Raw genomic sequence first — 24,270 nt, 5'->3', positions numbered from 1 at the left:
TCAATCCAGTACGGGGGCGAGCGCGAGCAGGCCGTCGCGGCATCGGGCGAGGAAGCGGTCCTTGTCGTCGTCCGGAGCCAGCAGCACCGGCTGACCGAACGTCACCGTGCACAGCAGCGGCACCGGCACGAATTCGCCCTTGGGCATCACGCGGTTCAGGTTGTCGATCCACACGGGAACGAACTCGACCGACGGGCAGGCGCGCGCCAGATGGAAGATGCCGCTCTTGAACGGCAGCAGCCGCGCCTCGGTGGTGTTGCGCGTGCCCTCGGGAAACAGGATCAGCGAATCGCCGCCTTCCAGCGCGCCACGCATCAGCGCGACCGGATCGCTGCCCGGGTCGCTGCGGGTGCGGTCGATCAGCAGCGCACGAAAGACATCGCGCCCGATGAAGCGCCGCAACGGCGAGCGATCCCAGTAGTCGGCGCCTGCTACCGGCCGCGTGCGCGGGCGCAGCTCTGGCGGCAGGCAGCCCCAGATCAGCACGAAGTCGCCGTGGCTGCTGTGATTGGCGAAGTAGACGCGCTGCACTGCCGCCGGCACGCAGCCTTGCCAGTTGGCCCGCATGCCGGTCAGCAGGCGGGCGAAGACGATGATGGCGCGCGCGGTCACGCGGGCTATCCACATGGCGTTATCCCAGGATCGATGCAAGAAAGGTCAAGACAAGCTGAATCACGGTCAACGCGCCGCACAGCCGCACCAGCCGCAGCGCACCGCGCGCGCGGTCGGTCATCGTCCGGCCCTGGCGGCCTGGCGCGATCCAGCCGAGCTGCAGCAGCGCCGCATCCAGGCCCGCCAGATCGGCCGCGCCGTGGCGGCTCGCGTAAGTCGCCAGCGCCTCGAAGAGCCGGCGGTCGATCGCCACCCGCAGCAGCAGCCAGAGCTGGGCCAGCGCGAGCAGCACCGGCATGCCCGCGAGCCAGCCGGGCAAATCGTCGGCAACGAGCAGCCAGACGGTCGCAAGGCCGAACGCCAGCCCCGCACCCGCCATCCAGATGGCGCCGGACAGCGCACCGGCAACGGCATGCGCGGTCCAGGCGTCGATGTTGGCTTCGACGTTTACGCCGGCGCCCTTCTGCATCGAATCAGGCGGCATGGTCCATCTCCGTTGCCCGGGCCTGCACGAGCCACCGCCGCAGCGCGTCGGCATGGGCGTCGCCGAGCACGACCGCAGGACGGTGGGTACGCAGATGGGCAAGCGCCGCGTCGACGGCCGCCACGGCATCGGGCGAACCTTGACGACGCGCGAGCCACGCGGTGACCACCATCGCGCTGCGCGAATAACCAAGCGCGCAACTGACCAATACGTGCCTGCCCGCCGCGTGCCACGCGTCGAGCTGGGCCACCGCCCGATCGAGCTGCGCGGAGGTGGGAACGGTCAGGTCCAGCATCGGCACGCAGCGATAGCCGAGCGGATCGCCGCCGACCGCGCGCGGCAGTTCCGCGCTGAGGTCGAGCACGGCATCGGCTCCGCACGCGCGCAGGTCCGCCCGCGTGGGGAAACGCCCTACCCGAATGCCGTCCGCGATGACGCTTGCCTGCGGGTCCCGCCGCGTCCACCAGCGCGAATTGAGAAAGGCGCTCAGCAGATAGGGCGCCAGCACCCAGCGCGCGGCGATCGCCATGGTGCCGTCACTGTCCTTCTGGAACCAGGCCGGCGCCGCCAGCGCATAGATGCGGGCGACACAGGCGAGCGCCAGCGCGCCCCACAGCAGCAACAGCGCCAGCGTGACCGAGGCACTCAGTGCCAGCAGTGCGCACAGCAACGTCGCCACCGCCCCGAGCCCGTAGCGGCGCGCGAGCCGGCGCGTGCTTCCATCCGGGGCGTTTGCCGCAACAGCCGGCAGGCGCAGCGGAAACAGATAGACGCACAGCCAGCCTACCAGCGCGCCGGTAGGCACGTCGATCAGATGGTGCTGCCAGGTCGTCAGCACCGAGACGCCGATCAGCGCGAACCAGCCATGCAGCAGCCAGTGCCAGCGCCTGGGCAGGTGCGCGGCGAACGCGACCCACAGAATGATCAACAGGCTGATATGCAGCGACGGCGCCTGATTGAACGGCAGATCGAAGCCGCCCAGCAGCCGGAACAGCTCGCCCGGCAAGCCATCCGCCTCGGGACGCGCGAAGGCAAAGCGCAGCGGGAACGCGATAAAGCAGGCAACCGAGATCAATTGCGCCGCGACCAGGCGCTTGACGTGCGTCAGCAGCCCGGCGCGAGTGCGCCACAGGAAAAACGAGATGCCGTACAGCAGGTCGATCGACCAGTACGGCACGATGGTCCACGGCACGAAGGGGATGCCGCGTTCCCAGCCGAAGTGGAACGACGGCACGTCCGCACGCTGGCTGGCCAGCCAGTTGGCGAAGCCGTAGCTCGAGAAGAACAGCGCGCCGGCCAACGCCAGCAGCACGCAGGCCAGGCCCCAGGGGCGGGCCTCCCTCGGAGCAGGCTGCGTCCCAGACTGCGTGTCGGCAGGCAAGGCGCTCATGCGTCGCGCCTGCGCGCCAGGCTGACGGTGAAGATGCCCCAGCGGTCGATCCGCTGCGTCACCTTGTCGAAACCGGCGGTGCGCACCAGTTCGTCCATCTCGGCCTGCGAGCGGCGCCGCATCACCCAGGCCGCGCCGGCGCGGTGGCTCGTCAGCGCGCGGGCGATGAACTCGATCTGCGGATGCCACGGCTGGCCCGTATACACAAGATAGCCGCCGGGCGGCACCGCACGCGCCAGGCCGCCAAGCGAGCGGCGGATCATCGCGTTGTCGGGAAACAGCTCGTATAGGCCGGAGACCACCGCCAACGTGGGCGCCGGCGACAACGCGGCCAGATCGTCGCCGTCGAACGCGTCGCCCTGCTCGAAGCGGGCGATGTCGCCGAGGCCCTTGGCCGTGATCAGCGCCCTGCCCTGTTCCACGTTCAGCGCGCTGTAGTCGCGCAGCAGGATCGATTCGACAGCGCTGCGATCGAGCTTCTCCAGCGCCTCCAGCACGTAGCGGCCGTGGCCGGCGGCGATATCGACGATCCGCACCGGCACGCCGTCCGCGCGCAGCCGGCGCACGCCCTCGGCAATCAGCTCCTCGGCATGAACCTTGCGCTGGCGGATGCCGCGCCAGCCGATCGCCTCGAGGTACTGGCGGTCGGCCATCCGGCCCAGCGCGCCGCGGCCCGATGGCGTGTTGCGATAGACGTAGTCGAGCGTCGAGCCCGAATCGAAGCCGGTCTGGTGCCCGAGGCGCACGCCGTCGGACAGCAGGCCGCCCAGCTTCAGGTTGGCGCGCGCCGCGCGCCAATACCACGCCGCCAGGCCGGTCGGCGCCGAGGCGAGCCGGTCCGATTCCTCGCGGAACGGGCCGATCTGGTCGGCATCGAGCAGCGAGCGCGGCGCCGACGGCGAGTCGAATTCGCGCACGATGAAGCGCCGCGCCGCCTCGACCGCGCGCTGCCGGTCGCGCTCGCCCAGCGTGTCGTGATAGAAGCCATCGAGCACGAGGCGCTCCTTGGTCCGGCTGCCCAGCCGTTCGTAGAAGCGGTCCTGCGGGCCGCGATGGACCACCCAGTCTGCGCCGGAGATCAGCAGCTGCGTCGGCACGGTGATCGCCGCGGCGTCGGCGACGATCCGTTCGGCGGTCTCGTACAGATCGAGCAGGATATTGACCGCGATCGGCCGCGTGATCAGCGGATCGTTGTCATAGCTGGCAATGCGCTCGGGATCGTGGGTCAGGAACTTCGCCTTGACATAGCTGTTGACGAAGAACTTGCCGCGCAGCCGGTGCATCAGCTTCAGGCCCGGGCGCGCGAACGGCACATACAGCTTGACCTTGAACGCAGGCGAAGCCAGCACCAGCGCGCGGATCGGCGGCGCGTAGTCGTGGACCCAGGTTGCCGCCAGCACCGCGCCCACGCTTTGCGCCACCACCGCCATCCGCTGCAGCGGGATACCGTGGTTGGCACCGATATGTTCGGTAAAGGTCTGGATATCGCGCACGGAGTCGGCCAGGCTCGGGCTATAGCCGCGCTCTCCCGGCGAGCGCCCATGGCCGCGGGCGTCCCAGGCAAAGATGTCGTAGCCCGGCAGATTCAGTTCGTCGGCAAGGTGGGCGACACGGCCGGAATGTTCGTGCCCCCGATGGAACAGCACTACCGCACCGCGCGGCTGCCCCTCGACCGCCGGCCAATGCCGATAGAACAGCGTCTGCCCGTCGTGGGTCTGAAATTGCAATTCCTGCGGCTGGCGTGACGACAGTCGATCCATGCTTACTCCGCGGTGCGGGCTGGCGATTGGGCCTGCGCTTCAGCAACGCCGCGCCGCACCCGGTTGACGACGGTCAGCACCGACAACAGCGACAGCAGCAGCCACAGCCACGGCCCGGCCGCGCCGAAGCCCAGGCCGACGCCGGCCCACAGCGCGATCGCGCCAACCACCAGCGCGCGGTCGCTCTTGCCGAAGGGGCCGTCGTAGCGGCGGCTTGCCCCGGCCAGCGGACCGATCAGCCCCGCGGCCTCGACGATCACCGCCAGCAGGGCAAACGGTCCGACCTGGACCAGATTGAAGTCCGGCAGCGCGGCCAGCGGCAGGATCAGCGCGACATCGGAGACGATGTCGCCGAGCTCGTTCAGATAGGCGCCCAGCGCGCTCTTCTGGCCATGCTCGCGCGCCAGCATGCCGTCGATCGCATTGAGCGCCATCCGCGCGAACAGCCATAGGGGGAACAGCAGGAACAGCGCCGAGGTCTCGGCAACCAGCGCGCCGATCGCGGCCAGCGCACCGACGGCCAGCGAGCCGGCCGCGGCGACCAGCGCCACCTGATTGGCGGTGGCGCCGCGCTCGGCCAGATCCTGGACCAGCGGCCGCAGCCATGCCTGAAATCTGGGCTTGAGTTCGTAGAGCGTCATTGCGCCGGCCTCCCGCAGAGCTTGCGCCGGAAGCGGCATGGCGATGCGCCAGGCTGAGCCGGGACCGGACGCCCTGTGCGCCCGGTGAACCGGGACCCCTTCCGGATTTATTGGTATTGGTATCTGGTGTTGGCTCGACGCCGCGCATGCCCGTGGCGGCATGGCTGGCGTCAAGGCCGAGACATTACCAGAACTGCAGTCGGCGGTGAATTCAGCAATTGTTAATTCGGCGCCCGGGTGCGCCGATGCAACGCCACGAGCTCAAGCAGGCATAAGCCGCCGAGTTCAAGCCGGCGCGGCCGCGTCAATTCCTGGCAGACAAAGCCATCGATGCTTGCGCTCCGCCCAATGCAGCAATTGCGGCGGCGGGAAATCCCGGTCCTCCAGACAGCCCGCCGATACCGAAATGGCTTCCTTCAATGCCTCCGCCCGCATCAGCACCACCGATCCGCACGTGGTGCAGAATTCCTGTTCCAGCCATTGTCCCGATGTCCCGATACGGCGCCACGTCCGGCTTTCGCCTTTTCGGCTGACGATCGCCGATTCGGCATAGATGGCCCGGTAGGAAAAGGCCGAGCCGGTACAGCGCTGGCACTTGAGGCAGCTGCACGCGTAGACGCGGCGCGGTTCGCCCGTGAGGATCAGTTCCACGCCACGGCATGAACAAGCCGCGGTTCGCTTGCGGACTTCAGCCTGCATTGGCGCACTCCGCAATCTGATGCGGAGCCGATTGGCACGGGTTCATTAGAATGGCAATGGCAGGCAAGTTCATCTGCCAAGCGGCACGCGGCTGCGAATTCGATGTCATGCAACAGTTCTCCGGCGATCGAACGAACGACCGAACGTCCGAGGTCGCGACCGCCCGATGTTTGTGGAAGGGAGAATCGATGATATCGATTCACCTTTGCCCGAGGAAGAACGCACCTCGAGGTAAGTACCCCAAATCCGGGGATGGAGTTTTTTGCGATGAGGAACAAGGAACCGGACAGCTGCGGCTTTGCCTCTGCGCTGCAGGCAATCGGCGGCAAATGGAAAACATCGGTGCTTTGGGAATTGCATCTGCGCCCGCATCGATTCGCGGAATTGCGCCGGCTGTTGCCCGGCGTCAGCGAAAAAGTCCTGGCGCAGCAATTGCGGCAGATGGAGCTGGACGGACTGATCCATCGCCATGATTACGATGAAGTGCCGCCGCGCGTCGAATACTCGATCACGCCGCTGGGCGTGAGCCTGAACGACGCGGTGACGGCGATGTCCGCCTGGGGCAAACGGCACGAGGCGTGGAAGGCCGGGCAGCAAGCAGCGGCCTGAGCGGCTGAGCGCAATGGGCGGGGACCGAACGGAGCGATGACCATGGTGCAGAAGACCGTAACGCGCTTCGAGGTCGATGGCACCGATTGCGTCGGCTACGTCTATCGCCCGGCGCAGCGCAAGCCGTTGCCCGTCTGCATCGTGATGGCGCACGGCTTCGGCGGAACGCAACAGGGCTCGCTGGCCAGCACCGCCGGGGACTTTGCCTCGGCGGGCTTTGTCGTGCTGACCTTCGACTACCGCTATTTCGGCGAGAGCGGCGGCATGCCCCGCCAGCTGATCTCGATCGCCGCGCAGAAGAGGGACTGGCATGCGGCAATCGCGCACGCTCGCCACCTGCCAGGCGTCGATGCGGAGCGCATCGCGTTGTGGGGCAGCTCGCTGAGCGGCGGGCATGTGGTCGAGGTAGCCGCCGAAGACTCGCGTATCGCCGCGGTGGTCGCGCAGGTGCCGTTCAACGGCTTTCCGCGCAAGGTCGAAGGCAGGACCCCGGCCGAAACCCGACAATTGCTGTTGGCCATGCTGAAGGACTGGTGGCATGGCCGAACCGGCCGGCCGCCGCACTATGTCCCAGCGGTCGCCCCGCGTGGGCGGCTGGCGGTGATGGCATTCGACGAGGCTGAAGAGGTGATTCGCTCGATGCGCAACGACAGCTGGCGCAACGAAATCACGCCGCGCGTGCTGCTCGACATGATGCTGTGGTACCGGCCGGGGCGCCGCGCGCACCGCGTCAACGCGCCGCTGCTGGTCTGTCTGGCCGAGCGCGATGCACAAACGCCCTCGCACCTCGGCCGCCGGATCGCGGATCGGGCACCGCTCGGCGAATTGCGGCGCTATCCCTGCGCGCATTTCGACTTCTACAAGGAGGCGGTCCGCCGCCTCGTCGTCGAAGATCAGATCGGCTTTTTGCGTACCCATCTGGCCTGGCCCGAAAGGCAAGCCGAATTCGCTTGAACGCGGCGCCCGGCCGGGCTCGGCATCTCGTCCGGCACATCCCGCTTCGTTCCGCCGCGATCCCGGTGACGGCCCTCGACATTCGCCGCCGCAACTTCTACTGTCCAGCAAGACAGGAACGCTGCGCGCGGCGCATCGGCCTGCCCGGACAACACAAAGGGGGGCCCGCCATGACGACCTTGCATTCGCGCCGCACGTTTCTCGTCGCCACGCTCGGGACCGCCCTCGCCGCCTGCGGAGGCGATGACGACGATCCCCCGCCATCGGGCGGCGAGCCACCCCCGCCGGTGCCGGAGGCGCGGATCGCCCAGGCCATCGCCAGTCTGGACAAGCTGGTGACCGACCAGATGTCGCGCACCGGCGTGCCTGGTGTGGCCACCGCTGTGGTGCGGCGCGATTCCGCCGGCAATCGCGTCGTCTATGCCAAAGGCTTCGGCAAGCGGGCTGTCGACGAGCCGGCGACGGTCGACGCCGATACCGTATTTCAGCTTGCCTCGATGTCGAAATCGATCGGCGCCATGGTCGTCGCGCATCAGGTCGGCGTCGGCCGCATCCGTTGGGACACGCCTGTGCAATCGCAGTTGCCCTGGTTTGCCTTGTCCGATCCCGAGGTGAATCCGGTATTGACGGTGGCGGACCTGTACTCGCACCGCTCGGGCCTGCCGGATCATGCCGGCGACCGGCTCGAGGACATGGGGTACGACCGCCGCCAGGTGCTGGAGCGGCTGCGGCTCCTGCCGCTGCATCCGTTCCGCGCGTCGTACCAGTACACCAATTTCGGACTGACCGCCGCCGCCGAAGCGGTCGCCACCTCGGCGGGAGCGGACTGGGCCACGCTATCGGAACAGACCCTGTATGGTCCGCTCGGCATGACGCGCACCAGCTCGCGCCACGCCGATTATGTGGCCCGCGATAATCGGGCGGTCGGCCACGTACGGGAGAACGGCGTGTGGGTACGCGGGCCGGTGCGCGATGCCGATGCGCAATCGCCGGCGGGCGGCGTCAGCGCCTCGGTCAACGATGTCGCCCGCTGGCTGATCATGATGCTTGGCGAAGGCATGTTCGAAGGCAGACGCATCGTCGAGGCCGGCGCGCTGAAGGAAGCGATCGCACCGCATAATCAGTCGACGCCACCGGCAGGCGGACGTCCGGCCGGCTTCTACGGCTATGGCTTCAATGTCGGCACCAATCCCGCCGGCCGCCCGATGTACAACCACTCGGGCGCGTTCGCGCTCGGCGCCGCCACGGCCTTTCTCGCGGTGCCATCGCTCGGCCTGGCGATCGTCACGCTGACCAACGGCTATCCGATCGGCGTGCCCGAGACGATCAACAACCAGTTCTTCGATCTGGTCGATCAAGGGGCGATCCAGCAGGACTGGGCCACGATCATCGAGGAGGCACTCGCCCCCGTGCTGGCGCCGGAGGGCGCGCTGGTCGGCGCCACGCCGCCGGCCTCGCCGCTGCCGCCGCGCGCGCTGCCCGTCTATGCCGGCGACTACGCCAACGACTACTACGGGCCCATCACGGTGCGCGAGTCCGCGGGTGCGCTGGTGCTGACGATCGGCCCCGCGCCGCTGGTGCTGCCGTTATCGCATTGGGATGGCGACGTCTACACGTTCCAGCTGCGCAACGAGAACGCGACGCCCGGCACGATCTCTCGCGTGTGGTTCGGCAGCGATCGGCTGACGCTGGAGTACTACGACCAGGAGGGCCTGGGCACCTTCCTGCGGACGAGCTGAAGCGCGGTCCCGGGCGGGACCGCGCTTCGTTCAGCGGACGACTTCCGCCGACAGCGTCAGGCCGGCGTCAAACCTGCCCCATCGCCGGATCGCTGACCAGATCCTTGCCGGTTTCCATCCGTCCGGCAAAGCGGCGGCGGAACGCCGGGCTCGCGTCGCAGGTCACGACGAAGTCGTACCAGCAGCCCGAGTCGGCGATCGCCCATTCGAACTCGACGACCTTGCCGGGGGCGACCATCTTCGTCCACGGGCCGTCGTTGCGATAGGCCAGCGCCTCGGCCGTAAAACGGATCGGCCGGCTGCCGTTGTTATGCAGCTTGACCTGCACGGTGGGGCGCTCGCACGGGTTGTAGCAGACCTGGATCTCCGGCATCGCCTCGCCCTGCTCCGCCACATCGCCGACGAAGCTGCGGTGATAGCCGTTCGGACCCAGTACCCACAGATCGTACTTGCCACCGTCGCCGCTCAGATCCCAGACGTCGTCGATCATCTTGCCGGCCTCGACGACGATGCGCCGCGGAATGCGGTCCAGATGCAGGCGATCGTAGACGTGGAACACCGCACCGGCACTGCGCGCGCTGGCATTGGCGAACAGCAGCTGCAGCCGGTTGTTGCGGGCATCGACGCGTGCGCTGGTGTGAAGCTCGTACGGCAGCGCACGGGACGGACGCGTGCCGGCGTCCTGTACCGGCAACTCCGGCGTGGCGGGCACCGGGATCTTCGGCATGGCTTGCTGCGCGGCCGTCAGGCTGGTGGCCTCGGCGCGCGTGGTGCGGCCGGCCAGCGCGGGCAGCGGATCGGCGTTCGGCGTGGCGAAATTGAAGGCGCTGGTCAGATCGCCGCAGACCGCGCGGCGGTACGGGCTGATCTGCGGCTCCATCACGCCGAAGCGTGCCTCGAGGAAGCGGATCACCGAGGTATGGTCGAACACTTCCGAATTGACCCAGCCGCCGCGGCTCCACGGCGAGACGATCCACATCGGCACGCGCGGACCCGGGCCATAGGGCCGGCCATCGCGGGCCGGCTGCTTCGGCGTGGCCGGCTGGTAGTCGTGGTATTCGAAGGCCATCTGCGCATCGGACAGCGTCGATTTGCCGGCAACGGTGCCATCGGGATTGCGCGACGGCGCGGTCGGCGGCGGCAGGTGGTCGAAGAAGCCGTCGTTCTCGTCGTAGTTGATGATCAGCGCGGTCTTGCTCCAGACCTCGGGGTCCGACGTCAGCGCATCGAGAATCGCCTGTACATACCAGCCGCCCTTGGCCGGGCTAGACGGCCCCGGGTGTTCGCTGAACTCGGCCGGCGGGATGATCCAGGAGACTTCCGGCAGGCGGCCGTTCTGCACGTCGTCGCGCAGCGACTGCAGGAAGCCGCCATCGGCCATGGTGTTGCAGAAGCCCTTGGCGAACGGGCTGTAGCGGTCGTCGATCGCGGGATCGTACGGCGGATTGAAGCCGGGGGCGTTGGTGTTCGACACCTGCCGTCCCGCCGGCATCTTCTCCATCTCGGCGCGCCAATGACGGAAGCTCATCATCTGGTTGCAGCCGAAGTTGTCGGGGATGTTCTGGTAGACCTTCCAGCTGACGCCGGCGGCCTGCAGCCGGTCCGCATAGGTTTCCCAGGTCCAGCCCTCGGTCGACGGTCCCACGTCGGCGCCGCCGTTGAACTCGTTGACGGTGACCGCGACGTTGTCGCCGGTCGGGCCGTTCGAGCCGGTCCAGTAGAACAGGCGGTTGGCGATGGTGCCGGTATGGATGCCGCAATGGTAGGCATCGCACAGCGTGAAGGCATCGGCCAGCGCGCGCTGGAACGTCACCTCCTCGTCATCGTAGTAGCCCATCGACAGCGGCTGCTTGGCCACGGGCCAGCGATCCATGCGGCCGTGGTCCCAAGCCGCCTGCGAGTCGGCCCAGTTGTGCGGCGTGCCGCCGGCGCGCTGCGCGTTGCCGGCCGTCTCGTCGAGGTGATACGGCGTGATGATGTTGCCGTTCGCATCGGTCTGGTACAGCGCGGTGCGGCCGTTGCGCAGCGGAATCGGGAAGCGGTCGCCGTAGCCGCGCACGCCCTTGAACGTGCCGAAATAGCTGTCGAACGAACGGTTCTCGAGCATCACCATCACCACGTGCTTGACGTCCTTGATGGTGCCTGTCGCATTGTGGGCTTCGATCGCCAGCGCGCGGCGGATGGCGGGCGGGAAGCTCGCCAGCACGGCAGCAGCGGCGCCGGTGCCAAGCGAAGCCTTCAGGAATTGTCGCTTCGACGGATTGAATGTCATGGCGGATTCTTGTTCGTTGGGGACGGAGCCCAGTCAGGGCGCGCAGCGGCTCGAGCAGTTGCCGGGCTTGCCGGGCAGCTTGCCGCTCGGATTGGTGGTGTCGGGGGCGGCCGAGGGCGACAGCGTCGCGCCATCGTCGCCGCCGCCGCAGCCGGCCAGCAGCAGCGCGGCCAGCATGGCGCCGACCGCGAGCGGCGCCGAAGTGCGGCGCCGCAACAGGGAAGCGAAGGGAAGAAGCATGGCTGGAGTTCCGTGGTGGGGAAAGGGACAGCGTTATCGTTGGCATGCATTGTTGGCAGCTCAAATGTCAGTTCCTTGACACATTGCGACAACTACGAATCTTCGTTACTGATTGCATTGCCTCTGCGCTGTGCCGTCGCGGTGGAGCACCGCTTGCAGCGGCCCTTCCCTTCCTCTAGGCTTGCCTGGTCGATCGTTCGCGCACGCACGCCCTCTTCACCATGCAGCGCTTTCTCGTCATCGCCGGCCTGGCCTTGCTCGCGGCCGGACTCGCCTGGCCCTGGCTCTCCCGTCTTCCCTTCGGTCGCCTGCCAGGGGACATCCATATCGTCCGGGAGGGCTTTCAATTCCATTTCCCGATCACGACCTGCATCGTGATCTCACTGATCGTTTCCGTTCTGATCTGGCTGTTCCGCCGCTGATTCGCGACGCCAGGTGCCGTCGATGCGGCATAGCGGCATTCGTCAGCGGAAGGCCCGGCACAGTCATCTCTCTGTCATCACCTCCCCCCAGAATGCCCCCGTCATTCAGCAAGGGAGTCGACATGACCCATGCAATCGAAGTGCGCGGCGTCAGCAAGTCGTTCCGGGCCGACCGAAAGGCCCTCGACGACGTGACGCTGCAGGTGGCGCCCGGCGAAATGGTGGCGCTGCTGGGGGCCTCGGGCTCCGGCAAGTCCACGCTGCTGCGTCATGTGGCCGGTTTCGTCGCCGCCGACAGCGGCGAGATCCTGGTACATGGCCGCACCGTGCAGCGCGATGGCCGGCTCGCCACGGACGTTCGCAAGGCCCGCGCCGAAATCGGCTTCGTGTTCCAGCAGTTCAATCTGGTCGGTCGCCTGCCGGTGATCACCAACGTGATGATCGGCATGTTGAGCCGCATCCCGAAATGGCGTGGCCTGCTTCGCTATTTCAAGGCCGATGAACTGCGCGCCGGGCTCGATGCGCTTGCGCAAGTTGGTATAGACGACTATGCGTTTCAACGTGCTTCGACGTTGTCGGGCGGCCAGCAGCAGCGCGCCGCGATTGCGCGGACGCTGGTGCAGAACGCCCGCGTGATCCTGGCCGACGAGCCGATCGCCTCGCTCGATCCCGAATCGTCGCGCCGCGTGATGGCGCTGCTGACACAGATCAATCGCACGCACAAGGTCGCCGTGGTGGTGTCGCTGCATCAGGTCGACATCGCGATGCGCTACTGCCCGCGCGTGGTGGCGCTGCGCCACGGCAAGGTCGTCTACGACGGCCCGTCCCAGGCGCTGACGCAGAGCATGCTGCGCGATCTCTATGGCACCGAGGCCGACGAGCTGCTGCATGACCTGGTGCCCGATCGGATCGCGATGCCGGCCGACGGCATGCTGGTACCGGCCACCGTCAGGATGGATCTCGCGGCCGCGTGAGCACCCTTGCTGATCCTGCTGCTTCTCGCTGCCGCACCGCATTCCCCACCCCAATTCCGCATCGGAGACCACCATGCTTCGCAGAACCTTCTTCGCGCTGATCGCATCGGCCATCGTCGCCACCCCGGCCCTGGCGCAGGATGCCAAGCCACTGAGCATCGGCTTCATCTCGACCGAGTCGTCATCGAACCTGAAGACCGCCTGGCAACCGCTGATCGATGACCTGAGCAAGACGCTCGGCGTGCCGGTCAAGCCGTTCTTCGCGTCCGACTATGCCGGCATCATCGAAGGCATGCGCTTCAACAAGGTGCAGATCGCCTGGTTCGGCAACAAGTCGGCGATGGAGGCGGTCGATCGCGCCAACGGCGAGGTATTCGCCTCGGTGATCGACAAGGACGGCAACCCGGGCTACTGGTCGCTGCTGATCGTCAGCAAGGACAGCGACCTGAAGTCGGTCGACGACGTGATCAAGCGCGGCAAGGAGCTGTCCTACGGCGCCGGCGATCCGAACTCGACCTCGGGCACGCTGGTCCCCGGCCACTATCTGTGGGCGGCCAACAAGGTCGACCCGAAGACGCTGTTCAAGGCGGTGCGCATCGGCAACCATGAAGCCAACCTGTTGTCCGTGCTGAACAAGCAGGTCGACGTCGCGGTCAACAATACCGAGAACCTCGGGCGCTATCGGGTCAACACCGGCAAGGACCCGTACGAACAGGTGCGCGTGCTGTGGAAATCGCCGCTGATCCCGGCCGATCCGATGGTGTACCGCAAGGACCTGCCGGCCGACCTGAAGAAGAAGATCCAGACCTTCTTCGTCAACTACGGCAAGGGCGCCGATGCCGCGCGCGAGAAGCAGGTGCTGGCCACGCTGACCTACCAGGGCTTCCGCCCGTCCAGCGATGCGCAACTGGTGCCGATCCGGCAGATCGAGCTGGCCAAGGAGAAGGCCCGCATCGAATCGGACGGCACGCTTGGCGCCGCCGACAAGGAAAAGCGGCTGGCGGACGTGTCGCGCCGGCTTGCCGAACTCGACAAGGCCGTCAGCGCGCAGTGATCGCGCTGTAATTGCGCTGTGATTGCGCAGTCGTTGCGCATCGTTTCGACTGACCGCAGGGCCGGGGCCGTGCCGCGTCCCTGCCGCCTACTTTCTTTCTACGGATTCCCTGATGACCGCCACCGCCAAGCCCGGCCTGCCTTCGCCGAACGCTAACGGCCGGCCGCCGCGCGCCTCCCTGTCCGCCATGCTCGTCTGGGCCATCGTGCTCGCGATGCTGACCCTGTCCTGGCAGGGCGCCGACATGCGCCCGCTTGACCTGCTGCGCGACTCCGGCAATATGGCGCAGTTCGCCGCCGACTTCTTCCCGCCCGACTTCCGCGACTGGCGGCACTATCTCGACGAGATGCTGGTGACGGTGCAGATCGCCGTCTGGGGCACCGCGCTGGCGGTCGGCGTGGCAGTGCCGCTGGGCCTGCTGTGTTCGGCCAATATCGTGCCGGCGTGGATCTACCAGCCGGCGCGGCGCCTGATGGACGCCTCGCGCGCCATCAACGAGATGGTGTTCGCGATGCTGTTCATCGTCGCCGTCGGGCTGGGACCATTCGCCGGCGTGCTGGCGATCTGGATTCACACCACCGGCGTGCTCGCCAAGCTGTTCGCCGAGGCGGTCGAGGCCATCGATCCACGTCCGGTCGAGGGCGTGCGCGCCACCGGCGCGGGCCGGCTGGAAGAAGTCGTCTACGGCGTGATTCCGCAGGTGCTGCCGCTGTGGCTGTCGTTTGCGCTCTATCGCTTCGAGTCGAATGTCCGTTCGGCGTCGGTGGTCGGCATCGTCGGCGCGGGCGGCATCGGCACCGTGCTGTGGGAGATCATCCGCAGCTTCCAGTACGCGCAGACCTGCGCCGTGATGCTGCTGATCATCGCCTTCGTGACCGTGATCGACGTGCTTTCGGCGCAGATCCGCAAGGTGCTGGTCTGAAGACGGCCGGCACCGCTTCCGTACCTTCCGTACCGGGTTTCGGCGATCAGCGCCCTTCGTCCGCCGGCCACATGGCCGGCGCGATGCCGATTGCCTTTGCCATCGCCTCGGCAGCCGAGTGCAGCGCCCCGCTGTTGTCGATCTCGACAATCCGACAATCGGCGGGCACATCGAACGGCGCGGTGGCACGTGCCAGGCGCCGTGCGATTGCCTCTTCCGACTCCCGGCCACGCTGGCGCAAGCGTGCGGCCAGCACTTCCGGCGACACCCGCACATGGAGCGCACTCAGCTTTGGATAGCGCGCCACCGCTTGCGGCAGGTACTCGCGCGAGCCATTGACGACGACCTTCATACCCCGTGCCAGCCACTGCTCGATCTCGATACCGATGCCATAGTGCAGGCCGTGGCTGTGCCAGTGCATCGCCATGCAGCCCAGCGCCACGCGGCGATGGAATTCCTCGGTGGTCAGCGAGACCGACGCTTCGTTGGCATCCGCCGGACGCGTGATATAGCGATGCGCGACGACCAGGCGATCATCGCTGCCGTGTCTCGTGTGCAGGGCCCGCAGCAGCGAGTCCTTGCCGCTGCCCGATGGGCCCATCAGATAGAACAGGCCGGCGCCATCCACGCCATGATTTGCCGCGCTCATGCCGACAGGTACGCCGCGCCGGCGCCATCGCGAGATTGCCCATCGAAGCCGTAGTGGCGCGCTGCGACGAACGCGGCGCCGGGCTCGGGCTGCACGAACACGCTGACGCTGTCCACGCGAAGCGGAGTGTCCAGCAGCGCGCCGGCCGCCATCGACAGCTGGGCCAGCGCCGCGGCCTGCCGCTCCGCGTCCAGCATGCCGGTCAGCGTGATATGGAAGGTAAAGGTCTCGAACAGATAGGGATAGCCCCAGTCGCGCAGCATCTGCTGCTCCAGCTCGGACAGCCGTTCGGGGTTGCGCCGCGCGATCTCGTCCGGCGTCGGCGGCGCGCGGAAGCGGTCCAGCTCGCGCACGCTCGCGTCGGCAAGCAGGTGCACCCGCTCTGCCGCCTCGTGCCGATCCGCCAGGCTCCACGCAACAAAGCCCCGCAGCGCGCGCAGCGTCAACGGAGCCTGGAACGGATGCCGACCGCGGGCGAAATTGCGCACCGCATCATCCAGCATTGCCGGGACCATGCCTTCGGCCAACCGGAACGGCGGCTTCAGCGTCGCGTGCAGGCCGTAATGGGCCGGCGCCTCGACCCACGCGGCCGGCCGCGCCGCCATCTCGGGAAGCAGGGGTACCGCTGCCCCTGTGTCCGCGTCGCGGCCGAGCCAGTGTTGGCCGAAGGTACGGAACGGCTCGTTGGGAGCAAGGTAAATGGCGTATCGATGCGCCGGCATGGTCATGTGCGTGCGTGTGTCCAATCGGCAGGCTAACGCGTCAAGGTGACAGACGGATGTCTAGACCAATCGACCAGCCATGCCATCCGCTCGCGCCGCGGTTCAGTCGTTATCCGATACGGTCAGCTGAACCCAGTCGCCGGCAAACCGCGTGACGCTGTACTGCACCGGCGCGCCGTCGATGTCGACGTTCAACGCCTCGACCTGCAGTACGGGCCTGGTCTTCGGCTGGTTCAGCAGCCGCGCCACCGGTGCGCTGGGCAGCGCCGCCGTGATGCGCGACCACTTGCGAGTGTAGTCGGCGATGCCGCATTGCGCGAGCGCCCGCGAAATCGAGCGCTGGTCGCGCAGCAGGTCCGCCAGCTGCGGGAAGCGCTCGTAATCGAAATAGTGCTCCGCCACATCGATCGGACGGCCCTCGGCCTTGCCCACCATCTGCACATGCAGCACCGGCGCCGTGCGCGCCAGGCCAAGATGCCGGGCGACCTCGGGCAGACGGCTTACCTGGCTGCCGACCACTTCGGTATGGCCGCGCATGCCCTGCGCGGCGAGGTTTTGCGAGAAGCGGGTACGCCGCGCGATCGCATAGTCGATCGCATGCTCCTGCACGAAGGTGCCGCGCCCCTGCTCGATCCGTACCAGACCGCTCTGCTCGAGCTCGCTCATGGCACGTCGCACCGTATGGCGATTGACCGCAAACCGCATGGCCAGCTCCGACTCGGGCGGCAGCTGCTCGCCCGGCCCGTACAGCTTCTTGCGGATGTCATCGGCCAGCGCCTCCCCGATCTGGCGCCACACCGCGACGCCCGAGCCCCGTTCGACTTCTCGTTCCGACATCGTTGTTGTTCTCCTGGTCATGGACCGCTGTCATTCGGCGGCCATCGCATCGTGCGATTGTGCCCGAGCCGCATGCCTGCGTGCGCGGTGTCCGATCACGATCCGGGCTTGTCATCAAACGGTCATCCCGCCGTGGTCTAGTAGCGCCGTGTTGTTGCAGCTCACATCTAAACGTATAGACGTATAGGGATGACGATGACAGGCAAGATCGGCGAAAGCGGCCAGATCAGCGATACCGCCGACGCTTCCCGGGCCGCATGGCTGCGGATTCTGGCGCTGGCGGACACCGACGCGCTGGACGGCGCCTACCGGCAGTTGGCACAGCACGGCCCCTTGCCGGCATACCGGCTGCTGCGCAAGCCGGAATCCGGCATGGCGATGGTGCGCGGGCGTACCGGGGGCACTGGCGCGCAGTTCAACCTCGGCGAAATCACCGTGACGCGTTGCGCGGTGGTACTCGAGGCCAGCCCGGCGTCCACCGAAGAGCCAGCGGTCGCCGGCGTGGCCTATGCAATGGGCCGCTGCCCGCGCCATGTCGAACAGGCGGCCGTGCTCGACGCACTGCTGCAGCGGCCAGAATGGCATGCCCGTGTACAGCAGATCGTGGTCGAGCCTCTGGCCAGCGCGCTGGCAGAGCGCGCCGCGACGGAAGCCGCCACTGCCGCGCAGACCCGCGTCGAGTTCTTCACGATGGCCCGCGGAGAGGACTGAGATGCCGACCCTGCATACGATGTCCGGCCAGACCACCGCGTCGCTGCTGCCCGGTTTCGACAATCCTGTCGACGACGCTCAACAGGTCTTTCGCGCGACGTTGCAAGCGATCTCGCATCCGGGCCGCATCGAGACGCTGAACGCCGATTGCGGCGTGCCCGACGGCCTGTCGCCGGCGATGACGGCGCTGCTGCTGACGCTGGCCGATCCGGACACGCCGGTCTGGCTGCCGGCCGACGTCGCCGCATCGATCGGCGGCTTCCTGCGGTTTCACTGCGGGTGCCCGCTGGTTGAAGAGCTGGCGTCCGCGCAATTCGTCTGCGTGCCGGCCGGTCATGACATGCCGGCGCTGCGCCGCTGCGCGCAGGGCGATCCCGCCTTTCCGGACCGCTCGGCCACGCTGATCGTCGAGGTGGCTTCGCTCGACGAAGGTGGCACGCTGACGCTGCGCGGTCCGGGCATCGAGACCACCCGCACGCTGCGCGTCGGCGGCCTGCCGGACGACTTCCGCCGGCAATGGCAAGCCAACCATGCCGGCTTTCCGCTGGGCGTGGACCTGTTGCTGACCGCCGGCGATCGGATTTGCGCGCTGCCGCGCACCACACTGGTGGAGGACTGACATGTACGTCGCAGTCAAGGGCGGAGAACGCGCCATCCTCAATTCGTACCGCATGGTGGACGCGTATCGACGCGGCGATCCTTCGGTGCCGGAACTGACGCTGGCCCAGATCCGCGAACAGATGCCGCTCGCCGTCTCCCGCGTGATGGCCGAGGGCTCGCTGTACGACCCGCATCTCGCCGCGCTGGCATTGAAGCAGGCCGCCGGCGACCAGATCGAGGCGGTATTCCTGCTGCGGGCCTATCGCACCACGCTGGCGCGCTTCGGCTATACGGTACCGCTCGATACCGGCGCCATGCGGCTGCGCCGGCGGATTTCGTCGACCTTCAAGGATGTGCCGGGCGGGCAGGTCCTGGGGCCGACGTACGACTATACGCAGCGGCTGCTCGACTTCTCGCTCGAGGCAGAAGGCGTTGCCCATGCGGTCGCGGCGACGTACAAGGAAACGGGCGGCGAGGCCGAGGCGATGCCGCGCGTGACCGATCTGCTGCAAGCCGAAGCGCTGGTCGAGGCCGAGCCCATTCCGCCTGGCGATCCCGCGCCGACCGACCTGACCCGCGAGCCGTTGACCTTCCCGGCCGCGCGTGCGGCGAGGCTGCAGAATCTGGCCCGAGCCGACGAAGGCTTCCTGCTGTCGATGGGCTATTCGACGCAACGCGGATACGGCAATTCGCATCCGTTCGCGGCGGAGATACGCTACGGCCTCGCAGAGGTTGAACTGTTCGTCGAAGAGCTGGGCTTTGCCGTGACGATCGGCGAGATCGAGCTGACCGAGTGCCAGATGATCAACGACTTCGCCGGCAATGCCGAGGAAGCGCCCTGCTTCACCCGCGGCTATGGCCTGGTGTTCGGCTACAACGAGCGCAAGGCGATGTCGATGGCGTTGGTCGATCGGGCGATGCGCGCCGAGGAACTCGGCGAGGCCGCCGACAATCCGGCCAACGACATCGAATTCATGCTGTATCACAGCGACAACGTCGAGGCCTCGGGCTTCGTCCAGCATCTGAAGCTGCCGCACTACGTGGACTTCCAGACCAATCTCGAACTGCTGCGCCGGCTGCGCGCGCAGCGCCAGACGGCGGCGCCGGGCTCCGAAGCCCCAACGGTCGCCGCGTCTGCCCCCGCTCCCCAACACAGCGAAACTGCGCAACAAGGCCAGCCCCACGAGGAGAGCGTCGCATGACCGCCGCCATTGCCCCTCCCGTCGTGGAAAGCCCCACGCCGGACGCCCACTACAACTTCGGCTATCTCGACGAATCGACCAAGCGCATGCTGCGCCGGGCCCTGCTGAAGGCGGTGGCGATTCCCGGCTACCAGGTCCCGTTCGGCAGCCGCGAGATGCCGCTGCCCTATGGCTGGGGCACCGGCGGCATCCAGGTCACCGCGGCCATCATCGGCCGGCGCGACGTACTCAAGGTCATCGACCAGGGTTCGGACGACACCACCAACGCCATCAACATCCGCCGCTTCTTCGGCAGGGTGACCGGCGTACGCACCACGGAACGCACCGCCGAGGCAAGCATCATCCAGACCCGCCATCGCATCCCTGAAACACCGCTGCGCGAAGGCCAGACCATCGTGTTCCAGGTGCCGATCCCCGAGCCGCTGCGCTGGCTCGAGCCCAGCGAAACGGAGACACGCACGATGCATGCGCTGGCGGAATACGGTGCGATGCACGTCAAGCTCTATGAAGACATCGCACGCCACGGCCATATCGCGACAACCTACGACTACCCGGTCATTGTCAACCAGCGCTACATGATGCGGCCTTCGCCGATCCCGAAGTTCGACAACCCGAAACTTGACCGCAATCCGGCGCTGATGCTGTTCGGCGCGGGCCGCGAGAAGCGCGTCTACGCGGTGCCGCCGTACACCTCGGTCAAGAGCCTCGACTTCGCCGATCATCCGTTCACGGTCGAGAAGTGGTCCAGCTGTTGCGCCCAGTGCGGCGCCACCGACAGCTATCTGGTCGAGATCATCACCGACGATGCCGGTACGCGCATGTTCGTCTGCTCGGACACCGAGTACTGCGCCGATCGGCAGGCCCGACAGGCCGCCGAGCCCACGGATTCGGCCGCCGGAGGTGTGCGATGAGCGCGACGCCCTTGCTGTCGGTGCGCGGGCTGACGCGCACGTGGGACGGCGTCCATGGCTGCCATGACGTCAGCTTCGACCTGTATCCCGGCGAAGTGCTGTGCATCGTCGGCGAATCCGGCTCGGGCAAGAGCACCTTGCTGCAGGCGCTGTCGATGCAGGCGCCGGCCCAGCGCGGCAGCGTCCGCTACGACATGCGGGAGTCCGGGCTGACCGATCTGGCGACCCTGTCGAGCGCGCGCCTGCGTCTGCTCGCCCGCACCGACTGGGGCTTCGTCCACCAGCACGCGCGCGACGGCCTGCGCATGCAGGTCAGCGCCGGCGCCAATATCGCCGAGCGGCTGATGGCAGTCGGACAGCGCCACTATGGCGAGCTGCGCGAGATCGCCGGGGCCTGGCTGGAGAAAATGGAAATCGACCTCGCGCGGCTGGACGACACCCCGCACGCCTTCTCCGGCGGCATGCAGCAGCGGCTGCAGATCGCCCGCAACCTGGTCACGCATCCACGCCTGGTCTTCATGGACGAGCCCACCGCATCGCTCGACGTCTCGGTTCAGGCGCGCCTGCTCGACCTGCTGCGCCGGCTGGTATCGGACCTCGACCTGGCCGCCATCCTCGTCACGCACGACCTCGCCGTCGCCCGGCTGCTCGCCCACCGCACGCTGGTGATGCAGGGCGGCCGCGTGGTCGAGCAAGGCCTGACCGATCAGATTCTCGACGACCCGCAGCATCCCTATACGCAGCTGCTGGTCTCTTCCATTCTGCAGGGTTGAACCATGAATCAAGCACGGCAGGCCGAGCACGCACAGACGCTGATCGAGGTCCGCGGCCTCGGCAAGATGTTTACCTTGCACAACCAGGGCGGCATCCGGCTGCCGGTGCTGCAGGCGATCGATTTCGACGCGGCGCGCGGCGAATGCCTGGTGCTGTCGGGCAGGTCCGGCACCGGCAAGAGCACGTTGCTGCGATGCCTGTACGGCAACTATCTGGCCACCGAAGGCAGCATCCGGCTTCGCGATACCAGTGCCGAAGGCGAGCCCTGGGTCCTTTTGACCGATGCACCCGAGCAACGCGTGCTGAAGCTGCGCCGCGACGTGATCGGCTATGTCAGCCAGTTCCTGCGCGCGATTCCGCGCGTGGGCGCGCTCGACGTCGTGGCCGAGCCGCTGCAGCAGCGCGGCATCGACCGCAACGAGGCCCGCGCGCGCGCCGCGGCGCTGCTGCAACGGCTGAACCTGCCGCGCCGGCTGTGGGAGCTGCCGCCGGCAACGTTCTCGGGCGGCGAACAGCAGCGCGTCAATATCGCGCGCGGGCTGATCGGCGGCCACCCGATCCTGCTGCTGGACGAGCCCACCGCCTCGCTCGACGCCGATAACCGTACCGTGGTGGTCGAACTGATCCGCGAGGCGCTGGCCGAGGGCCGCTGCCTGATCGGCATCTTTCACGACGAGGCGGTCCGCGATGCGGTCGCCACGCGCCTGCTGCCGTTGCATCCGGCGACCGCGGCCGCGTGATGCGCGTCCCGGCCGCCCCTATCCGCACCCTACGTGCACGCTACCCCGCACCAGCCTGAACCGACACGGAGCCGGACATGTCCGCCACTTACCTGACGCACGTCACCCTGGTACTGCCCGACCGCGTGCTGCAAGACAGCGCGCTGCTGATCGAGGATGGACGCATCGCCGCCATCGAGCCCGACCCATCCACGCTGCCCGCGCTGGCCAGCGTCGTGGCGCTGCGCGGACACACGGTGATGCCCGGCCTGATCGACGTCCATTGCGACGCGATCGAGAAAGAGGTCGAACCGCGTGCCAACGTGCTGTTCCCGATGGATTTCGCCGTGGCACAGGTCGATCGGCGCAACGCGGCGGCCGGCATCACCACGCCCTACCATGCGCTGTCCTTCGCCAATAACCAGTTCGGCGTACGCAACAACGACACGGCGGCCGAACTGGTGCGCACCGTGGCGGCGTACCGCGACCACAGCCTGGTCGACAACCGAATCCATTGCCGCTACGAAGTGACCGACGCTGCCGCGGTGCCGGTGCTCGAGATGCTGATGCTCGAGGGCGTGGTCGACCTGCTGTCGGTGATGGACCATTCGCCGGGACAGGGCCAGTTCAAGACGCTCGACGCGTACCTTGCCTACATGGTCGGCAACCATGGCATGAGCCGCGAGGAAGCGGCGGACGCCGCCGCGAAGAAGGCCGAGCAGCGCGACGGTGCGCACGAGCGGGTCCGCCGGCTGCTGTCCCGCGCGCACGAAGTCGGCGTGCCGACCGCCAGCCATGACGACGATTCCCCGCAGCGCATTGCCGCGATGCAGGCCCTCGGCGTGCGCATGAGCGAGTTTCCGATCAACCTCGACACCGCGCAGGCGGCCGCCGCCCACGCGCTACCGACGATCCTCGGCGCGCCGAACGTGCTGCGCGGGCGCAGCCAGAGCGGATCGATGCGCGCGATCGACGCGATCCAGGCGGGGGTCGGCCATATCCTCTGTTCGGACTACCAGCCGTCGACGCTGATCGCCGCCGCGTTTGCCGCGGCGCGCCTGGCCGACTTGCCGCTGAACGAGGCGGCCGCGCTGGTCACCGCCAATCCGGCGGACGCCTGCCTGTTGCACGATCGCGGCCGACTGGCACCGGGATTGCGCGCGGACGTGATCGCGGTCGCGCCTGTGGCCGGGCAACCGATGGTCACGCATACGTGGTCGGCCGGCCGGCTGGTGTTCGCGGCGGGGTACCGGGCCCTGCCCGACCATGCGGCCCGGTCGCGCACGCACGAGAAGCTGTTCGAGACGGCGTGAGTTGCGGCAGTGTGCGGACAGCCGGCGGCCGGCGCGTCAAGGTGCGCGGCTGTCCGTCACCGCGCGAATGAAGTCGACCGTGGCATGCGCGGACGCCAGGCAGGCCGCGCCAACCACCGGCTGCCAGAACGCCTCGGAACCGTGGGCCATGCGCCATTGATGCAGGCGTCGCGTCAGCAACTGCAGATCGTATTCCTCGGTAATGCCGATCGCGCCGTGCAACGCGTGAGCGGTGGCGGCAATGGCGGCCGCTGCCTGGCTGGTACGAGACTTCGCAATCGCGGCGGGGATGCGGTCCGGCTGGTCGCCATCGCCAGAGAGCCCGATCTGCGCGGCGATATGGCAGGCGGCGACCAGTTCGGCCATCACGCTGAGCTGGTGCTGCACGGCCTGGAATTTCCCGATCGCCCGGCCGAACTGGGTCCGGTCATTGCAATACTGCAGCGTCAGATCGAACACACGACGCGCGGCGCCAGCGATCAGCGCGGCATGCAGCGCCGCGCCCCATGCGCCGACGTCGGCGCCGGGCGCCGCCACGGGCTCGGGCACCGCCTGCGCCGGCCAGCGCAGCGTCGCGGCCTGGTCGCGGTGCACGCCGGTGGCAACGCGGCTGGCGGCGCCCGCATCGAGCAACAGCACCTTGCCGTCGAGGCCCAGCACCACGTGGTCCGCGATCGCCCCGTATGGCGTCACGGGGCAGACCACGCCGCCATCGGCTTCGCGCATGCCGGCCTGGGCCAGCGTGATCATCCCGTTCGGGACCCCCAGCCTGGCCCGGCGCAGCAGCGCCCGTGCGGCCACCGACTGCGCCAGCGGCACCGGTAGCGGCTGGCGTCCCATGGCGATCAGCACCGGTGCGAGTTCGGACAGCGTCAAGCCCGCACCGCCGCTCCGCTCGGGCACGAGCAGTTCCAGAAAGCCGGCATCCTCGATGGTGGCCCACAGCCCCCTCGGGTCGGCGCCGCCCTCGATGGCCCGAACCGCCGCAGGCGTGCAGGCATCCTGCAGGATCGATTCGATCGCTTCGACGAACATGGTGCTCTCCCCTTGCGCTTGCCGC

26 protein-coding genes are annotated in these 24,270 nt (G+C 67.8%); 14 read left to right on the top strand and 12 right to left on the bottom strand.

From position 1 onward, the window contains the following. From FOB47_RS05170 to FOB47_RS05145, 6 genes are all read right to left on the bottom strand, one after another. Nucleotides 1–627, bottom strand: coding sequence for a lysophospholipid acyltransferase family protein (locus FOB47_RS05170; RefSeq protein WP_053823972.1), 627 nt, complete (start codon nt 625–627; stop codon nt 1–3). A 4-nt stretch (nt 628–631) separates the two neighbouring features. Beyond that, nucleotides 632–1,081, bottom strand: coding sequence for a hypothetical protein (locus FOB47_RS05165; RefSeq protein ID WP_174780180.1), 450 nt, complete (start codon nt 1,079–1,081; stop codon nt 632–634). Nucleotides 1,082–1,085: 4 nt separating this feature from the next. Then, entirely contained in the window at nt 1,086–2,486 is a 1,401-nt protein-coding gene (locus FOB47_RS05160; RefSeq protein WP_174780179.1) for a phosphatase PAP2/dual specificity phosphatase family protein, read from the bottom strand. Beyond that, nucleotides 2,483–4,246: a bifunctional alpha/beta hydrolase/class I SAM-dependent methyltransferase gene (locus FOB47_RS05155; protein WP_174780178.1), complete on the bottom strand. Its 1,764-nt coding sequence runs from the start codon at nt 4,244–4,246 to the stop codon at nt 2,483–2,485. The genes FOB47_RS05160 and FOB47_RS05155 overlap by 4 nt, the downstream gene beginning before the upstream one ends. Nucleotides 4,247–4,248: 2 nt before the next feature. Continuing rightward, nucleotides 4,249–4,887: a CDP-alcohol phosphatidyltransferase family protein gene (locus tag FOB47_RS05150; protein WP_174780177.1), complete on the bottom strand. Its 639-nt coding sequence runs from the start codon at nt 4,885–4,887 to the stop codon at nt 4,249–4,251. Between the two features lie 285 nt (nt 4,888–5,172). Then, nucleotides 5,173–5,586, bottom strand: coding sequence for a GFA family protein (locus tag FOB47_RS05145; protein ID WP_174780176.1), 414 nt, complete (start codon nt 5,584–5,586; stop codon nt 5,173–5,175). Nucleotides 5,587–5,853: 267 nt separating this feature from the next. Between FOB47_RS05145 and FOB47_RS05140 the strand changes: the two genes are divergently transcribed. The 3 genes from FOB47_RS05140 to FOB47_RS05130 all read left to right on the top strand — a co-directional run bounded on the left by FOB47_RS05140 (nt 5,854) and on the right by FOB47_RS05130 (nt 8,888). Then, the gene (locus tag FOB47_RS05140) at nt 5,854–6,195 is read left to right on the top strand and encodes a winged helix-turn-helix transcriptional regulator (RefSeq protein ID WP_053823975.1); all 342 of its coding nucleotides are present in this window, start codon (nt 5,854–5,856) and stop codon (nt 6,193–6,195) included. Nucleotides 6,196–6,237: 42 nt separating this feature from the next. Beyond that, nucleotides 6,238–7,149 (top strand): alpha/beta hydrolase, encoded by a 912-nt coding sequence (locus tag FOB47_RS05135; protein ID WP_244959295.1) that lies wholly within the window; start codon nt 6,238–6,240, stop codon nt 7,147–7,149. A gap of 170 nt (nt 7,150–7,319) precedes the next feature. After that, a complete protein-coding gene (locus FOB47_RS05130; RefSeq protein ID WP_174780174.1) occupies nt 7,320–8,888 on the top strand; it encodes a serine hydrolase in 1,569 nt (522 codons plus the stop codon). Nucleotides 8,889–8,955: 67 nt separating this feature from the next. Here the strand turns inward: FOB47_RS05130 and FOB47_RS05125 are convergent, their stop codons facing one another. Next, nucleotides 8,956–11,160 carry a phosphocholine-specific phospholipase C gene (locus FOB47_RS05125; protein WP_053823977.1) on the bottom strand — a complete coding sequence of 735 codons (2,205 nt, stop codon included), beginning with the start codon at nt 11,158–11,160 and terminating at the stop codon, nt 8,956–8,958. A 33-nt stretch (nt 11,161–11,193) separates the two neighbouring features. Continuing rightward, nucleotides 11,194–11,400 carry a hypothetical protein gene (locus tag FOB47_RS05120; RefSeq protein ID WP_053823978.1) on the bottom strand — a complete coding sequence of 69 codons (207 nt, stop codon included), beginning with the start codon at nt 11,398–11,400 and terminating at the stop codon, nt 11,194–11,196. Between the two features lie 221 nt (nt 11,401–11,621). On the opposite strand from FOB47_RS05120, the gene FOB47_RS05115 reads away from it, so the two are divergent. From FOB47_RS05115 to phnE, 4 genes are all read left to right on the top strand, one after another. Next, nucleotides 11,622–11,822, top strand: coding sequence for a DUF2905 domain-containing protein (locus FOB47_RS05115; protein WP_053823979.1), 201 nt, complete (start codon nt 11,622–11,624; stop codon nt 11,820–11,822). Between the two features lie 122 nt (nt 11,823–11,944). After that, the gene (phnC, locus tag FOB47_RS05110; protein WP_174780173.1) at nt 11,945–12,796 is read left to right on the top strand and encodes a phosphonate ABC transporter ATP-binding protein; all 852 of its coding nucleotides are present in this window, start codon (nt 11,945–11,947) and stop codon (nt 12,794–12,796) included. Nucleotides 12,797–12,869: 73 nt separating this feature from the next. Next, on the top strand, nt 12,870–13,850 hold the full coding sequence (gene phnD, locus FOB47_RS05105; RefSeq protein ID WP_053823981.1) for a phosphonate ABC transporter substrate-binding protein: 981 nt from the start codon (nt 12,870–12,872) through the stop codon (nt 13,848–13,850). Between the two features lie 112 nt (nt 13,851–13,962). Continuing rightward, nucleotides 13,963–14,772, top strand: coding sequence for a phosphonate ABC transporter, permease protein PhnE (gene phnE / locus FOB47_RS05100; protein ID WP_174780172.1), 810 nt, complete (start codon nt 13,963–13,965; stop codon nt 14,770–14,772). 46 nt (nt 14,773–14,818) lie between these two features. Here phnE and phnN read toward each other — a convergent pair whose 3' ends face one another. From phnN to phnF, 3 genes are all read right to left on the bottom strand, one after another. Next, nucleotides 14,819–15,421, bottom strand: a complete 603-nt coding sequence (phnN, locus tag FOB47_RS05095) for a phosphonate metabolism protein/1,5-bisphosphokinase (PRPP-forming) PhnN (RefSeq protein WP_174780171.1) — start codon at nt 15,419–15,421, stop codon at nt 14,819–14,821. Then, nucleotides 15,418–16,149, bottom strand: coding sequence for a DUF1045 domain-containing protein (locus FOB47_RS05090; RefSeq protein ID WP_174780170.1), 732 nt, complete (start codon nt 16,147–16,149; stop codon nt 15,418–15,420). Before FOB47_RS05090 ends, phnN begins: the two co-directional genes overlap by 4 nt. A gap of 96 nt (nt 16,150–16,245) precedes the next feature. Continuing rightward, the gene (gene phnF, locus FOB47_RS05085; RefSeq protein WP_053823985.1) at nt 16,246–16,980 is read right to left on the bottom strand and encodes a phosphonate metabolism transcriptional regulator PhnF; all 735 of its coding nucleotides are present in this window, start codon (nt 16,978–16,980) and stop codon (nt 16,246–16,248) included. A gap of 189 nt (nt 16,981–17,169) precedes the next feature. Here phnF and phnG point away from each other — a divergent pair, with 189 nt between their 5' ends. The 7 genes from phnG to FOB47_RS05050 all read left to right on the top strand — a co-directional run bounded on the left by phnG (nt 17,170) and on the right by FOB47_RS05050 (nt 23,210). After that, the gene (gene phnG, locus FOB47_RS05080) at nt 17,170–17,691 is read left to right on the top strand and encodes a phosphonate C-P lyase system protein PhnG (protein ID WP_151021970.1); all 522 of its coding nucleotides are present in this window, start codon (nt 17,170–17,172) and stop codon (nt 17,689–17,691) included. Between the two features lies 1 nt (nt 17,692). Continuing rightward, complete coding sequence (gene phnH, locus FOB47_RS05075) at nt 17,693–18,310, top strand: phosphonate C-P lyase system protein PhnH (RefSeq protein ID WP_053823986.1); 618 nt, start codon at nt 17,693–17,695, stop codon at nt 18,308–18,310. A gap of 1 nt (nt 18,311) precedes the next feature. Next, entirely contained in the window at nt 18,312–19,493 is a 1,182-nt protein-coding gene (locus FOB47_RS05070) for a carbon-phosphorus lyase complex subunit (RefSeq protein WP_174780169.1), read from the top strand. Next, the gene (locus tag FOB47_RS05065) at nt 19,490–20,404 is read left to right on the top strand and encodes an alpha-D-ribose 1-methylphosphonate 5-phosphate C-P-lyase PhnJ (protein ID WP_174780168.1); all 915 of its coding nucleotides are present in this window, start codon (nt 19,490–19,492) and stop codon (nt 20,402–20,404) included. The genes FOB47_RS05070 and FOB47_RS05065 overlap by 4 nt, the downstream gene beginning before the upstream one ends. Then, nucleotides 20,401–21,177: a phosphonate C-P lyase system protein PhnK gene (gene phnK, locus FOB47_RS05060; protein ID WP_174780167.1), complete on the top strand. Its 777-nt coding sequence runs from the start codon at nt 20,401–20,403 to the stop codon at nt 21,175–21,177. Before FOB47_RS05065 ends, phnK begins: the two co-directional genes overlap by 4 nt. A 3-nt stretch (nt 21,178–21,180) precedes the next feature. Then, nucleotides 21,181–21,918: a phosphonate C-P lyase system protein PhnL gene (phnL, locus tag FOB47_RS05055; protein ID WP_174780166.1), complete on the top strand. Its 738-nt coding sequence runs from the start codon at nt 21,181–21,183 to the stop codon at nt 21,916–21,918. A gap of 77 nt (nt 21,919–21,995) precedes the next feature. Continuing rightward, the gene (locus tag FOB47_RS05050) at nt 21,996–23,210 is read left to right on the top strand and encodes an alpha-D-ribose 1-methylphosphonate 5-triphosphate diphosphatase (RefSeq protein WP_174780165.1); all 1,215 of its coding nucleotides are present in this window, start codon (nt 21,996–21,998) and stop codon (nt 23,208–23,210) included. Between the two features lie 36 nt (nt 23,211–23,246). Here FOB47_RS05050 and FOB47_RS05045 read toward each other — a convergent pair whose 3' ends face one another. Then, entirely contained in the window at nt 23,247–24,245 is a 999-nt protein-coding gene (locus FOB47_RS05045; RefSeq protein WP_174780164.1) for an acyl-CoA dehydrogenase family protein, read from the bottom strand. Nucleotides 24,246–24,270: the final 25 nt, after the last annotated feature.

Origin of the sequence: Cupriavidus gilardii (assembly GCF_013347325.1) — a bacterium.
Lineage (GTDB): Bacteria > Pseudomonadota > Gammaproteobacteria > Burkholderiales > Burkholderiaceae > Cupriavidus > Cupriavidus gilardii.
Note: the sequence above shows the minus strand (reverse complement) of the source record. Positions and strands in the feature narration are given on the sequence as shown.